This window comes from Rhodococcus sp. NPDC003322, from assembly GCF_053589555.1.
Genome location: NZ_JBSFSC010000003.1, coordinates 170,786 through 184,492, shown reverse-complemented (window position 1 = coordinate 184,492; position 13,707 = coordinate 170,786). Strand labels below are relative to the sequence as shown.

The 13,707-nt window shown below is 70.1% G+C and carries 12 protein-coding genes; 2 read left to right on the top strand and 10 right to left on the bottom strand.

The window, feature by feature from the left end; all coding sequences use genetic code 11:
* Positions 1–122 precede the first annotated feature (122 nt).
* The gene (locus tag ACWDUM_RS13080) at positions 123–287 is read left to right on the top strand and encodes a hypothetical protein (protein ID WP_450134312.1); all 165 of its coding nucleotides are present in this window, start codon (positions 123–125) and stop codon (positions 285–287) included.
* Between the two features lie 29 nt (positions 288–316).
* On the opposite strand, the gene ACWDUM_RS13075 is transcribed toward ACWDUM_RS13080, so the two are convergent.
* The gene (locus ACWDUM_RS13075; RefSeq protein ID WP_450112117.1) at positions 317–778 is read right to left on the bottom strand and encodes a VOC family protein; all 462 of its coding nucleotides are present in this window, start codon (positions 776–778) and stop codon (positions 317–319) included.
* A 68-nt stretch (positions 779–846) separates the two neighbouring features.
* Between ACWDUM_RS13075 and ACWDUM_RS13070 the strand changes: the two genes are divergently transcribed.
* Positions 847–1,683, top strand: a complete 837-nt coding sequence (locus ACWDUM_RS13070; protein WP_450134311.1) for an NAD-dependent protein deacetylase — start codon at positions 847–849, stop codon at positions 1,681–1,683.
* Between the two features lie 34 nt (positions 1,684–1,717).
* On the opposite strand, the gene proB is transcribed toward ACWDUM_RS13070, so the two are convergent.
* From proB to ACWDUM_RS13025, 9 genes are all read right to left on the bottom strand, one after another.
* Positions 1,718–2,818 (bottom strand): glutamate 5-kinase, encoded by a 1,101-nt coding sequence (gene proB / locus ACWDUM_RS13065; protein WP_450134310.1) that lies wholly within the window; start codon positions 2,816–2,818, stop codon positions 1,718–1,720.
* 5 nt (positions 2,819–2,823) lie between these two features.
* Complete coding sequence (obgE, locus tag ACWDUM_RS13060; protein ID WP_450112114.1) at positions 2,824–4,284, bottom strand: GTPase ObgE; 1,461 nt, start codon at positions 4,282–4,284, stop codon at positions 2,824–2,826.
* Between the two features lie 103 nt (positions 4,285–4,387).
* On the bottom strand, positions 4,388–4,651 hold the full coding sequence (rpmA, locus tag ACWDUM_RS13055) for a 50S ribosomal protein L27 (RefSeq protein ID WP_345343038.1): 264 nt from the start codon (positions 4,649–4,651) through the stop codon (positions 4,388–4,390).
* A 43-nt stretch (positions 4,652–4,694) separates the two neighbouring features.
* Complete coding sequence (gene rplU / locus ACWDUM_RS13050) at positions 4,695–5,006, bottom strand: 50S ribosomal protein L21 (protein WP_387470023.1); 312 nt, start codon at positions 5,004–5,006, stop codon at positions 4,695–4,697.
* Between the two features lie 212 nt (positions 5,007–5,218).
* A complete protein-coding gene (locus ACWDUM_RS13045) occupies positions 5,219–8,332 on the bottom strand; it encodes a translation initiation factor IF-2 N-terminal domain-containing protein (protein WP_450134309.1) in 3,114 nt (1,037 codons plus the stop codon).
* 443 nt (positions 8,333–8,775) lie between these two features.
* A complete protein-coding gene (ndk, locus tag ACWDUM_RS13040) occupies positions 8,776–9,195 on the bottom strand; it encodes a nucleoside-diphosphate kinase (protein WP_450112112.1) in 420 nt (139 codons plus the stop codon).
* Positions 9,196–9,214: 19 nt separating this feature from the next.
* A complete protein-coding gene (locus tag ACWDUM_RS13035; RefSeq protein ID WP_450112111.1) occupies positions 9,215–9,631 on the bottom strand; it encodes a DUF4233 domain-containing protein in 417 nt (138 codons plus the stop codon).
* Positions 9,628–11,043 carry a bifunctional tetrahydrofolate synthase/dihydrofolate synthase gene (gene folC, locus ACWDUM_RS13030; protein WP_450134308.1) on the bottom strand — a complete coding sequence of 472 codons (1,416 nt, stop codon included), beginning with the start codon at positions 11,041–11,043 and terminating at the stop codon, positions 9,628–9,630. Before folC ends, ACWDUM_RS13035 begins: the two co-directional genes overlap by 4 nt.
* On the bottom strand, positions 11,040–13,703 hold the full coding sequence (locus ACWDUM_RS13025) for a valine--tRNA ligase (protein ID WP_450134307.1): 2,664 nt from the start codon (positions 13,701–13,703) through the stop codon (positions 11,040–11,042). Before ACWDUM_RS13025 ends, folC begins: the two co-directional genes overlap by 4 nt.
* Positions 13,704–13,707 lie beyond the last annotated feature (4 nt).

Sequence of the window (13,707 nt, the reverse complement as noted above, 5' to 3'; positions counted from 1 at the left end):
CTCACACCCGGCCTCGACCCGGCCGGGTCCGACCACCGATGGGCGGTCGCATGCCACGCCCGGGTAGCTGGGGATTCGCCGGGCTCGTCGGCCCGCGGCGCCCGCGCCGATAGCATCAGCTCATGTCGAAGATCGGCAACAAGGTCAAATCCCTGTTCAGCAAGCGTCGGCCCGTCACATCCGAGGACGCCGCCGAAATCGCCGACTGGCTCAACGAGGGCGGCGCACCGCACCCCGACGGCCCGCCGACGGTGATCGACGACGAGGGCAAACACAGGGACCGCTGACGGCGACCACGGCGTGTGAACCGAAACACCTACGCGTAGAACAGTTCCCGGGCGCGGCGTGCGACCTCCTCGGACGGGACGTCCTCGACCTTGGTGCACACGGCCCAGCGGTGACCGAACGGGTCGATGAACACGCCGTGCCGGTCACCGGAGAAGGTGTCCTGCACCTCTGTCACGAGGGTCGCGCCCTCTCCGACGGCACGATCGACGAAGGCGTCGCAGTCCTCGACATACACGACCAGCGAACTGTGCACCCACCCCGGCTCGGGCGCGCGCAGACCGTAGTCGGGCATCTCGTCGGACAGTTGCAGCATCGAGTCGCCGACCCGGATCTCGGCGTGCATCACGCCGCCGCCGGGGGCGTCCATCCGATCGACGATCTCGGCGCCGAGGCCGCGGCGGTAGAAGTCGAGGGCGGCGGCGCCGTCGGGCACGGCGAGGAACGGGGTCAGGGTGCGGTATCCGGCGGGGATGGGATCAACGGTGGTCATGACAGCCAGCCTGCGCCGCCGGCAGGCTCAGGGTCTTGAAGATTCACGACAGGGTTAGCCTGGATTCCATGACCGCCACGTCCGTACCGCCGTCGACGGATGTCGCGAACCTGGCGACGCTGATCCGGGGCCGGACCGCGGTCGCGCTGACCGGCGCGGGTGTGTCCACGGACTCCGGCATCCCCGACTACCGCGGGCCCGACTCCCCTCCCCGCAACCCGATGACGTACCAGCAGTTCATGGGCGATGCCGAGTTCCGGCGGCACTACTGGGCGCGGAACCACCTCGGCTGGCGGTACATGGACGGCACCCGGCCCAACGCGGGGCATCGCGCACTGGCCGCGCTCGAACGGGCCGGCGTGGTACGCGGCGTGCTCACCCAGAACGTCGACCTGCTCCACACCAAGGCGGGCAGCAGGTCGGTGATCGACCTGCACGGCAGCTACGCGCAGGTGCGATGCATGGGCTGCGAGCACCGGATCTCGCGCATCGCCCTCGCCGAACGCCTCGACGCCGCGAACCCCGGATTCGCCGAATCCGTCGCCGCCGCAACGGGCGTCGAGATCGCGCCGGATGCCGATGCGGTGATCGAGGAGACCGCACACTTCCGCGTCGTCGACTGCGAACGCTGCGGTGGCATCCTCAAGCCGGACATCGTGTACTTCGGCGAGTCCGTCCCCCGCGACCGCGTCGACGCCGCGTTCGCCATGGTCGAGTCCGCCGACCTGCTGCTGGTGCTGGGCTCGTCGCTGACGGTGATGTCGGGCCTGCGGTTCGTCCGGCGCGCCGCGAAGCTCGGCATGCCCGTCGCGATCGTCAACCGCGGCACCACCCGCGGCGACGAGTTCGCAACCCTCAAGCTCGACGCCGGCTGCTCCGAAACCCTCGCCGCCCTCACCACCTGACCCTTACCGGCTTCCACCCTCCCCCGGGGTGGGGTCAGAGGCGGACCAGGTCGTCGGCGTGGACGACGGGGCGCTGCATGTCGGAGGGCAGCTCCATCGTCGACCGGCCGAGCATCTCCTCGAGTTCGGCTTCGTCGTACGCCACCACCCCTCGCGCCACGGGCGCACCCTCGGGGCCGACGAGCGACACCACATCACCGCCGAGGAACCGCCCGCTCGTGGCGGTGATGCCCGCGGGCAGCAGCGATCGGCGCTTGTCCACGACGGCCCGGACCGCGCCGGCGTCGAGGTGCAGCTCCCCCCGGGTGTCGGCGGCGTGCCGGACCCAGAACTTGCGCGCCGACAGCCGGGTGGGCCGCGCCGCGAACGCGGTGCCGACGCTCGCGGCCGACAGTGCCTCCGCGGCGTCGGTCGCGGCGGCGAGCAGCACCGGCACCCCGGAGTCGGCGGCGAGCCGGGCCGCGGACAGCTTCGACGCCATGCCGCCGGTGCCGAGCGCTCCCCCGGACCCGGCGACCACGCCGTCGAGGTCTTCGGGGCTGGTCACCTCCGGGATCAGCGTCGCACCGCCCTTGCGGGGATCACCGTCGTAGAGGCCGTCGACGTCGGACAGCAGGACCAGCGCGTCGGCACTGACCAGGTGTGCGACCATCGCCGCGAGCCGGTCGTTGTCACCGAACCGCAGCTCCGCCGTGGCGACGGTGTCGTTCTCGTTGACCACCGCGACCGCGTGCAGGGACCGCAGCCGGTCGAGGGTCCGCTGCGCGTTGCGGTACTGGGTGCGGCGGGCGATGTCGTCGGCGGTGAGCAGCACCTGCCCGACCACCCGGCCGTAGCGGTGGAACGACGTGCCCCAGGCGTGTGCGAGCCGGAGCTGGCCCACGCTGGCCGCGGCCTGCTTGGTCGCGAGGTCCCGGGGACGCCTCGACAACCCGAGCGGGGCGATGCCCGCACCGACCGCGCCCGACGACACGACGACCACATCGGATCCGGCCTGCATCCGCGCCTCGATCGCGTCCGCGAGGGCATCGAGTTTGCGCCGGTCCAAACCGGATTCGAGGCTCGTCAACGCGGACGAGCCGATCTTCACCACGACGCTGCGTGCGCCCGCGATCTGGGTGCGAGTGCTCGACACCCCGGTCACTGGTCTTCGGGGTCCGCGGCCTCGAGGCCGCGCCGAACCCGGTGCGCGTGCTTGCGTTCGGCGGCACCGATGCGATCGACCTGGTCGAGTCGGGCGTCGGTGCCGCGTCCGGTACGGGTGAGATCGACGCCGGCGGGAGTCTGCGGCTCCCAGTCGAAGCTGACGTCACCGATGGTGACCGAGCAACCGGGCTCGGCACCCATCTTGACGAGCTGGTCCTCGACACCGAGCCGGGCCAGCCGGTCTGCGAGGTAGCCAACGGCCTCGTCGTTGTCGAATGCGGTCTGCCGGATCCAGCGCTCGGGACGGGTGCCGCGGACGATGAATCCACCGGGGGTCTCGGGGTCGGCGATGATGCTGAACCCGGTCTCGTCGGCGGCGATCGGCCGGATCACCTGACGCTTCGGCGCAGCCGGCGGATGCGCGATGCGGTACTCCTCGACCATCTTCGCGAGCGCGAAGGTCAAGGGCCGCAGGCCTTCCCTGCTCACCGCGGAGATCGTGAACACGGGCCAGCCGCGCGATTCGAATTCGGGAGTCACCATCTCGGCGAGTTCCGCGGCGTCCGGCACGTCGGCCTTGTTGAGGATCACGATGCGCGGCCGGTCCGCCAGGTCGCCGAGGCTCGCGTCGCCGGACAGGGCGGGCTTGTACGCCGCCAGTTCCGCCTCGAGCGCGTCGACGTCGGACACCGGGTCGCGGCCCGGTTCGAGAGTGGCACAGTCGACGACGTGTGCCAGCACCGCGCACCGCTCGAGGTGACGCAGAAAGTCCAGGCCGAGACCGCGGCCGTCGCTGGCGCCGGGGATCAGGCCGGGCACGTCCGCGACGGTGAAGGTGGTGTCACCGCTGGAGACGACACCGAGGTTCGGCTGCAGCGTGGTGAACGGGTAGTCCGCGATCTTGGGCTTGGCGGCGGACAGGACGGACACCAGCGACGACTTACCCGCGGACGGGAAACCGACCAGGCCGACGTCGGCGACCGACTTCAGTTCCAGCACCAGGTCGCGCTCGACACCCTCTTCGCCGAGGAGGGCGAAGCCGGGCGCCTTGCGTGCCTTCGACGACAGCGCCGCGTTGCCGAGGCCACCGCGACCGCCCTGCGCGGCGATGAACTGCGTTCCGGTGCCGATCATGTCGGCGAGGATCCGGCCGTCCTTGTCCAGCACGACGGTGCCGTCCGGAACCTTGAGGATCAGGTCGGAACCGTTGCCGCCCTCCCGGTTTCCGCCCTCGCCCTGCCTGCCGTTGGTGGCCTTGGCGCGCGGGTGGAAGTGGAAGTCCAGCAGCGTGTGCACGTTGGAGTCGACGACGAGGACCACGTCACCGCCCCGGCCGCCGTTGCCGCCGTCGGGGCCGCCGAGCGGCTTGAACTTCTCGCGGTGCACGGAGGCGCAACCGTTGCCGCCCTTGCCTGCGCTGACGTGCAGCACCACGCGGTCGATGAATCGTGACATGACTGCCGGATCCCTTTCCTTCAGTCGGTGAAAAGCAAGAGGGGCGGGCCGGGTGTGTGACCCTGGCCCGCCCCTCCTGGAAGCGTTGCTCGAAGCAGCAGACTCAGGCCTGTGCTTCGACCGGAACGATGTTCACGGTCTTGCGTCCACGCTTGGTGCCGAACTCCACGGCACCGGCAGCGAGGGCGAACAGGGTGTCGTCGCCGCCACGGCCGACGTTGACGCCCGGGTGGAAGTGCGTGCCGCGCTGACGCACCAGGATCTCGCCTGCGCTGACGGACTGACCGCCGAAACGCTTCACGCCGAGTCGCTGGGCATTCGAATCGCGACCGTTGCGCGAGCTGGATGCACCCTTCTTATGTGCCATGACGGACCCTCCTGGGTTCTAGAAAAAGTCTCGGAAGTTCGAGTTACTTGATGCCGGTGACCTTGAGGACCGTCAGCTTCTGCCGGTGGCCCTGACGCTTGTGGTAGCCGGTCTTGTTCTTGAACTTGTGGATCCGGATCTTCGGGCCCTTGGTGTGCTCGACGACCTCACCGGTGACAGTGACCTTGGCCAGCTTGTCGGCGTCGGTGGTCAGCTCGGATCCGTCGACGACGAGAACCGGGGTCAGCGAGACAGCAGCGCCGGGCTCACCCTCGATCTTCTCGACCTTGACGAGGTCACCAACAGCGACCTTGTACTGCTTTCCGCCGGTCTTGACGATCGCATACGTTGCCATCGACGGCTACCCCTTGCTAGTTCGAACGTGCTCGCGCGGCAGTAGCCACGCGACTGGTCTGGTGTACTTGCTTCCCGGACACCCCCGGCACCCTGTCGGGCGCAGCAGAGCTGTGTCACCGAGTAGCGACCGGTCAAGATTACGGGATGGCGCGAGGCAGGGTCAAACCGCCCCACCCGTCACCATTCCCGTGACCTCGACCGGTCGGCCGCTCACGCCTCCGCGGGCGGTCCCGCAGGACGTCCGGCGGCGCGCCTGCGGGGCCGGCGCTTCGCCACGACGGGTTCCGGCGCGGTGCCGTCACCGCCGGACACCGCCGGCTCCGCGACCGGCGCCTCGACGACGACCGCGGTCGGCTCCTCCACCCGCTCGGGGGCCGCGATGGTGACCACCGTGCCCGACTCCGGGATGTCGGTGGCCGTCGGCGCGGCCGACGCACGGGAGGCACGTCGTGCCCGGCGACGCCCACGCGCAGGTGCGGCGGGTGCCTCGATCACTTCGGCGACAACTTCGGGCTCCGCCACCGCAACAGCTTCCGGCTCCGCCACCGCAACAGCTTCCGGCTCCGCCACCGCGACTGCTTCGGGCTCCGCCTCGGCGACTGTTTCGGGCTCCGCCTCCGCAGCAGCGGCCGACTCCGCAGCAGCGGCCGGCTCGACCGCTGCGACGACTTCGGGCTCCGCCTGCGTGGTGGTCTCCGGTTCGCCGGCCTTCACCTCACCCGAAGGCTCTGCGGGTGCCTCCTCGTCGTGCAGGTGCGCGGCCATCGCGAGTGCCACCGGGTGGGCGCGCTTGGCGGTCGCGTCCGCTTCGGGGGTGTGTCCGTTCTTCTCCACCACCGGCTGCTCGGCGGGCGCGGCCGACTTGTCGCGGCCCCGCTTGCGACGGCCACCGCCCGACTCGCCCTTGCCCTGAGTCCGCGCGCCACCGTCGTCACCGGAGCGCACCTCGACGGGGTCGGCGTGCACGATGATGCCGCGTCCGTGGCAGTGCTCACACGTGGTGGAGAACGCCTCGACGAGGCCCGTGCCCAGCTTCTTGCGGGTCATCTGGACCAGGCCCAGCGAGGTGACCTCGGAGACCTGGTGGCGGGTACGGTCCCGGCCGAGCGCCTCGGTGAGCCGGCGCAGGACCAGGTCCCGGTTCGACTCGAGCACCATGTCGATGAAGTCGACGACGATCATGCCGCCGATGTCGCGCAGCCGCATCTGCCGCACGATCTCCTCGGCGGCTTCGAGGTTGTTGCGGGTGACGGTCTCCTCGAGGTTGCCGCCGGATCCCGTGAACTTGCCGGTGTTGACGTCGACGACGGTCATCGCCTCGGTGCGGTCGATGACCAGGGTGCCGCCGGACGGCAGCCACACCTTGCGGTCGAGCGCCTTGGCGAGCTGCTCGTCGATCCGCTTGACCGCGAAGATGTCCGGTCCACCGGACTGCGGCTCGTACCGCTCGACCCGCGGCAGCAGGTCGGGGGCGACGGTCTTGATGTAGTTCTCCACCGTCGACCAGGACTTCTCGCCCTCGATGACGATCTTGGAGAAGTCCTCGTTGAACAGGTCGCGCACGACCTTCACCAGCAGGTCGGGCTCCTCGTAGAGGGCCTTCGGGTTGCCCGACTTGCCCTTGTCCGCGGCCTCGGCCTGCTTCTCGATCTCGCTCCACTGCGACTGCAACCGCTGCACGTCGCGGGCGAGCTCCTCTTCGCTGACGCCCTCGGCTGCGGTGCGGATGATCACACCGGCCTCCGGCGGCACGACCTCACGCAGGATCTCCTTGAGACGCTTGCGTTCGGTGTCGGGCAGCTTGCGGCTGATTCCGGTGGACGTGCCGCCCGGCACGTACACGAGGAACCGGCCCGCGAGGGAGATCTGCGTGGTCAGCCGGGCACCCTTGTGTCCGACGGGGTCCTTGGAGACCTGAACCAGCACCTGGTCGCCGGGCTTGAGTGCCTGCTCGATCTTGCGGCTGTTCCCGCCCAGTCCAGCGGCATCCCAGTTGACCTCGCCGGCGTACAGGACACCGTTGCGTCCGCGTCCGATGTCGATGAACGCGGCCTCCATCGACGGCAGCACGTTCTGCACGCGGCCGAGGTAGACGTTGCCGACCATCGACGCGGACGCCGACGTGGTGACGAAGTGCTCGACGAGGACCTCGTCCTCGAGCACCGCCACCTGCGTCAGGCCGTCGGGGTGCGCGGCACCGCTCTTCTCGCGGACCACCATCACCCGGTCCACCGCCTCGCGGCGGGCCAGGAACTCGGACTCGGTCAGGATCGGCGGGCGCCGACGGCCTGCGTCACGTCCGTCGCGACGGCGCTGCCGCTTCGCCTCGAGCCGGGTGGAGCCGGAGATGCCCTGCACCTCGTCCTTCGCCCGGGCCTTGGTGCGGGGTTCACGTTCGTGGACCACCGTCGCGACGCCGTCGTCCTCGGTGGTGTCGGTGTCGGCGCTGCCCTTGCGGCGGCGGCGACGACGGCGGCGACGGCTGGTTCCGCCTTCCTCGCCCTCGGTCTCCTCGCCCTCGGCCGCTTCGCCCTCGGTTTCTGCCTCCGCGGTTTCGGCGCCCTCGGACTCCGGGCCGCCGGACGTCTCCTCGGCGGTCTCGGCCTCGGTCGCCTCTGCCTCTTCGGTGGTCTCGCTCTCCGAGCCCTGCTCGCCTCGGCCACGCCCTCGGCCACGGCGGCCACGGCGGCGGCGACGGCCGTGACCCTCGCCGGTCTCGTCCTCGGCGTGCGCTTCGGCGGGCGCCTCGGTCGCGGCCTCCTCCGTCGCGGTCGGCTCGACGACCGCGGGCTCGGCGGCAGCCGGCTCGGCGACCCCAGCCGTGGTGACCTCGATCGGCGCGGCCTCGTCGGGAGCCGCGGCCTCTCGTCGGGCACGGCGACGACGCGGGGCGGGCTCGGCTACCGGGGCCTCGGGCTGCAGGAACAACGGCGCCTGGAACAGCGGAGCCTCGTCCGCCGGGGCGGGCGCCTGCTCGGTGTCCACGTCGGTGAACAGGCCCGGCTGTTCGGGGATCTGCGCCTCGGCGATCAGATCGGCTCCGGCCCGCACCGCTTCGGCGGCGGGCTCGGCACCGGTGGACTCGGCACCGGTGGGCTCGGCCGGCGCGGCTTCGGGCGCACTCTGCGCGGCGTGCACGCGTTCGGCGAGCGCGCGGTCGAGGCTGGACTGCGCGCTGCGCAGTTCCACGCCGAACTCGGCGAGCTGGGCGAGGACCTGCTTGCTGGTCAGTCCCAGCATCTTCGCCAGCGCGTGGACGCGCATCTTCTCCGGGAAGGCCGGCTCGGTGGGCTGTGAAGTTTCGGGCGGCGCTTGATCGGCCACGTAAGTCTCCTCGGGCCCCCGGGCGCGTCCACCCATGCGGATGTGCGCGGCCACTCGAGGGCGCTGTCTGTGTGCTCACACCTGGGTGTGAGTTCGTCTGGTCTCGCCCCGCACGGTTTGTCGGTGATCGAAGCGGTCACGTCCAATTCGTGCGGCGCCTGGCAGGCTGATCTCCGCGTCCCGTGCGCCTGATCATCCAGCGTGCCGACGGGGAGGGATTTCCTCCGCCGGGCGGCAGCGATGCGGGCATCGAGTCGTGGTGTCATCCGGTCGGACCACACCCGAATTCGAGTCACCACGAAGCGGGTGCGGGTCGACCGTCACCAGTATCCCACACGTCGACTGCGGCCCGCGCCAACGCCGCACCACAGCCACCCGAAACCGCCTCAGGTTCCCCGGCGCGAGGCCGGGGAACCTGAGGCGGGTCGTGAGAGTGGGGAACTTCAGGAGCGGGCGAGCTGCGGGAACCAGAGCGCGATCTCGCGCTCGGCGGACTCGGTCGAATCCGATCCGTGCACGAGGTTCTGCTGACCGTCGAGGGCGTAGTCGCCACGAATGGTCCCGGGGAGCGCCTTCTCGACCGGGTCGGTGCCGCCGGCGATCTGCCGGAACGCGGCGATGGCGCGGTGACCCTCGACGACGGCCGCGACGAGCGGGCCGGAGGTGATGAACTCGAGCAGGTCCGGGTAGAACGAACGCTCGGCGTGCTCGGCGTAGTGCTTGCCCGCGACGTCGACGTCGGCGGTCCGCATCTCCAGCGCGGCGACGGACAGGCCCTTGCGCTCAACTCGCGCGAGGATGTCCCCGACGAGGTTGCGGGCAACGCCGTCGGGCTTGATCAGTACCAGGGTGCGCTCAGTCACGGGGTGTCAGAGTAGTGGGTCAGTCCCGCTGGCCGTGAAGCAGTCCCCGCTCGATCCGCGTCTGGATGTCCTTGCGCAGATACAGCAGGTACATCCACACCGCGGCGAAGACCAGGCCCATCACACCGATCGCCGGATGGATGAACCAACCCGCGATCAGCGCCACCTGCAGGCCGAGGTCCAGGCCCAACGCCCACGGACGGGACTGCACACCGCACGCCAGGATCATCAGGACACCCAGGACGGTCAGATACACGATCGAGCCGGTACCGATGCCCGTACCGAGCTTGGCGACCGCGGGGATCCCGAGGAAGACCACGATGGCCTCGAGGATCAGGGTGCCGGAGCACACGCCGCGGAATCCCTTCCACGGGTCGGTGGTGGGCGGCTTGAATCCGCCGAATTCGTCTGCCGCCGAGTTGTCGGGGGTGCTCACGCGGGGTCCTTTCCGAACAGGGTGCGGGCCTCACCCGCGGTGACGACGGATCCGGTCACGACGACGCCGGCTCCCGAGATGGCCTCGCCGGGTTCGGCGACCTCCTCTGCCAGCCCGATCGCCGTCTCGAGCGCATCCGGGAGCGTCGGTGCCACCACCACCCGTTCGTCGCCGAAACGGGCGACGGCCAGGTCGGCGAGTTGCTCGACGTCCATCGCGCGCGGAGAGCCGTTGCGGGTGACGACGATCTCGTCGAACACCGGCTCGAGCGCGGTGAGAATGCCGTCGGCGTCCTTGTCCCCGAGAACCGCGACGACACCGACGAGCTTGCGGAAATCGAACTCGGCGGCCAGGGCCGCGGCGAGCGCGCGAGCGCCGTCGGGATTGTGCGCGGCGTCGAGGAACACCGTCGGCGCGCTGCGGACCCGTTCGAGCCGACCCGGATTCGTCAGGGACGCAAAGCCTTCACGGATCGCGTCGACGTCGAGCTGCCGGTCCGGTCCTGCGCCGAAGAACGCCTCGACCGCTGCGAGGGCGAGGGCGGCGTTGCGCGCCTGGTGCTCGCCGTGCATCGGCAGGAAGATGTCGGTGTACACGCCGCCGAGGCCCTGCAGTTCGAGTTGCTGCCCGCCGACGGCGATCTGCCGGGCCAGGACCTTGAACTCCAATCCCTCGCGCGCGACGGCGGCGTCCGCCTCGACGGCGCGACGCAGGAGTACGTCCATCACCTCGGGTTCCTGCTGCGCCAGGATCGCCACGGTGTCGCGCGGGACCAGCGAGTCGGGTGCCTTCTTGATGATCCCGGCCTTCTCGGCGGCGATACCGGCGAGATCGGTACCCAGGTACTCGGCGTGGTCGAGGCTGATCGGAGTGATCACCGCGACCTGACCGTCGATGACATTCGTTGCGTCCCAGCGGCCCCCGAGCCCGACCTCGATGACGCCGACGTCGACGGGCGCCTCGGCGAACGCGGCGAACGCCATCGCGGTGAGCACCTCGAACTTGCTCATCGCCGGGCCACCCGCAGCCTGCGACTGGGTGTCGACCATCTGGATGTACGGCGCGAGCTCGTTGTAGGTGTCGACGTAGGTGCGCGGCGAGATCGGCGTGCCGTCGATGCTGATCCGCTCGGTCGCCAGCTGCAGGTGCGGACTGGTGGTCCGGCCCACCCGGCGATGCAGCCGGGTGAGCAGGGCGTCGACCATCCGGGTCACCGACGTCTTGCCGTTGGTTCCGGCGACGTGGATCGCCGGGTATGCCTGCTGCGGCGACCCGAGCAGGTCCATCAGCGCCGCGATCCGGGTCAGGGACGGCTCGATCTTCGTCTCGGGCCAACGCTTGTCGAGTTCCGCCTCGACCAGTGCCAGCTCCGCGAGATCCACCGGGGACGGTGTCCCCTGCTCGTCGCTCACGCCTGACCCAACTCCTTCAGTCGCGCGGTGATGCGGGCGATCTCCTCCTGCGCCACCTGCTGCCGGCCGCGGATCTTGTCCACGACGGCGTCGGGCGCCTTGGCGAGGAACGCCTCGTTGCCCAGCTTCGCGGCAGTGCCGGCGAGTTCCTTCTCGGCGACCGCGAGATCCTTCTCCAGTCGCTTGCGCTCGGCGCCGAGGTCGACGGCACCGGAGGTGTCGAGCTCGACGGTGACGGTGGCGCGGCTCAGCCGCACCTCCACCGATGCGGTGGCGGCGAACCCGTCCGCGGGCTCGGTGAGCTTGGCGAGCGAGGACACTGCCGCCAGCTGGCCCTCGATGTCCGCGTCGGCGGCGCCGGTCAGCCGGGCGGCCACCTTCTGGGACGGCTTGAGGCCCTGGTCGCTGCGGAACCGGCGGATCTCGGTGACAAGTTTCTGCAGGTCACCGATCCGGCGGGCGGAGTCGGCGTCGGCAGGGACGCCGGTTGCGGACGGCCAGGACGCGATCACCACGGACTCGCCACCGGTGAGCACCTTCCACAGGGTCTCGGTGACGAACGGGATCACCGGGTGCAGCAGACGCAGCAGCGTGTCGAGGACGTTGCCGAGCACAGCCTTGGTGCCGTCGGCGTGCACGGAGCCCTCGGCCACCTGGACCTTGGCCAGTTCGAGGTACCAGTCGCAGACCTCGTCCCACGCGAAGTGGTACAGCGCCTCGCACGCCTTGGAGAACTCGAAGCGCTCGAACGCCTCGTCGACCTCGGTGCGGACCTGCTCGAGGCGGTCCAGGATCCAACGGTCGGCGTCGGTGAGCTGCTCGCGCGGCGGCAGGTCGGCTACGACGGCGCCGTTCATGAGCGCGAACTTGGTGGCGTTGAACAGCTTGTTCGCGAAGTTGCGGGACGACTGCGCGTGGTCCTCACCGACCGCGAGGTCGCTGCCCGGGTTGGCACCGCGGGCCAGGGTGAAGCGCAGCGCGTCGGCGCCGAAACGGTCCACCCAGTCCAGCGGGTCGATGCCGTTGCCGCGGGACTTCGACATCTTCTTGCCGAACTGGTCGCGGACCAGGCCGTGCAGGAACAGGTCGGTGAACGGCACGGTGCCGCCCTGCACGGCGTCGTCGCCGGAGACGTACGTACCGAACATCATCATCCGCGCCACCCAGAAGAACAGGATGTCGTAGCCGGTGACGAGAACGCTGGTGGGATAGAACTTCTCGAGCTCCGGAGTCTTGTCCGGCCAGCCCATCGTGGAGAACGGCCACAGTCCGGACGAGAACCAGGTGTCGAGGACGTCGGGATCCTGCTCCCAGCCCTCGGGTGCGGTCTCGTCGGGGCCGAAGCACTGCACCTCGCCGTTCGGGCCGTACCAGATCGGGATCCGGTGGCCCCACCACAGCTGGCGGGAGATGCACCAGTCGTGCATGTTGTCGACCCACGCGAACCAGCGCGGTTCCTGGCTGGCCGGGTGGATGGTGGTCTCGCCGCTCCGGACCGCGTCGCCGGCAGCCTTGGCGAGCGAGTCGACCTTGACCCACCACTGCATCGACAGCCGCGGCTCGATGGTCTCGCCGGACCGCTCGGAGTGGCCGACGCTGTGCACGTACGGACGCTTCTCGGCGACGACGCGCCCCTGCTCGGCGAGGGCCTCGCGCACCTTCACCCGGGCCTCGAACCGGTCCATGCCGTCGAATTGCGTTCCGGTGTCGGCGATCTTGCCGGTCTTGTCCATGATGGTCGGCATCGGCAGGTTGTGCCGCAGGCCCATCTCGAAGTCGTTGGGGTCGTGCGCCGGGGTGATCTTCACGGCGCCGGTGCCGAACTCGGGGTCGACGTAGTCGTCGGCGATGATCGGGATCCGGCGGCCGGTGAACGGGTGCTCGAGGGTGGTGCCGACCAGGTGCTTGTAGCGCTCGTCGTCGGGGTGCACGGCGACGGCGGTGTCGCCGAGCATGGTCTCGACGCGGGTGGTCGCGACGATCACGTGCGGCTCGGCGTCGTCGAGGGAGCCGTAGCGCAGCGACACGAGCTCGCCCTCGACCTCCTCGAACTTCACCTCGATGTCGGAGATCGCCGTCTGCAGCACCGGCGACCAGTTGACCAGGCGCTCGGCGCGGTAGATCAGGCCGTCGTCGTAGAGCCGCTTGAAGATGGTCTGGACGGCACGGGACAGCCCCTCGTCCATGGTGAAACGGTCCCGGGACCAGTCGACGCCGTCGCCGATGCGACGCATCTGGCCCTGGATGGTGCCGCCGGACTCTCGCTTCCAGTCCCACACCCGTTCGATGAACGCCTCGCGACCGAGGTCTTCCTTCTTGGTGCCGTCGGCGGCGAGCTGCTTCTCGACGATGGTCTGGGTGGCGATGCCGGCGTGGTCCATGCCCGGCAGCCACAGCACCTCGTAGCCCTGCATCCGCTTGCGGCGGGTCAGCGCGTCCATCAGGGTGTGGTCGAGGGCGTGGCCCATGTGCAGGCTGCCGGTGACGTTCGGCGGCGGCAGGACGATGGAATAGCCGGGCTTGTCGCTGGTCGCGTCGGCCTCGAAGTATCCGGCCGCTACCCAGCCCTCGTACAACTGCTCCTCGACGGTGCTGGGGTCCCAGCTCTTCGGGAGGGCGTCGGCGGGGTTCTTGGGGTCTTGCGGCGCGGCACTGGTCACCTGC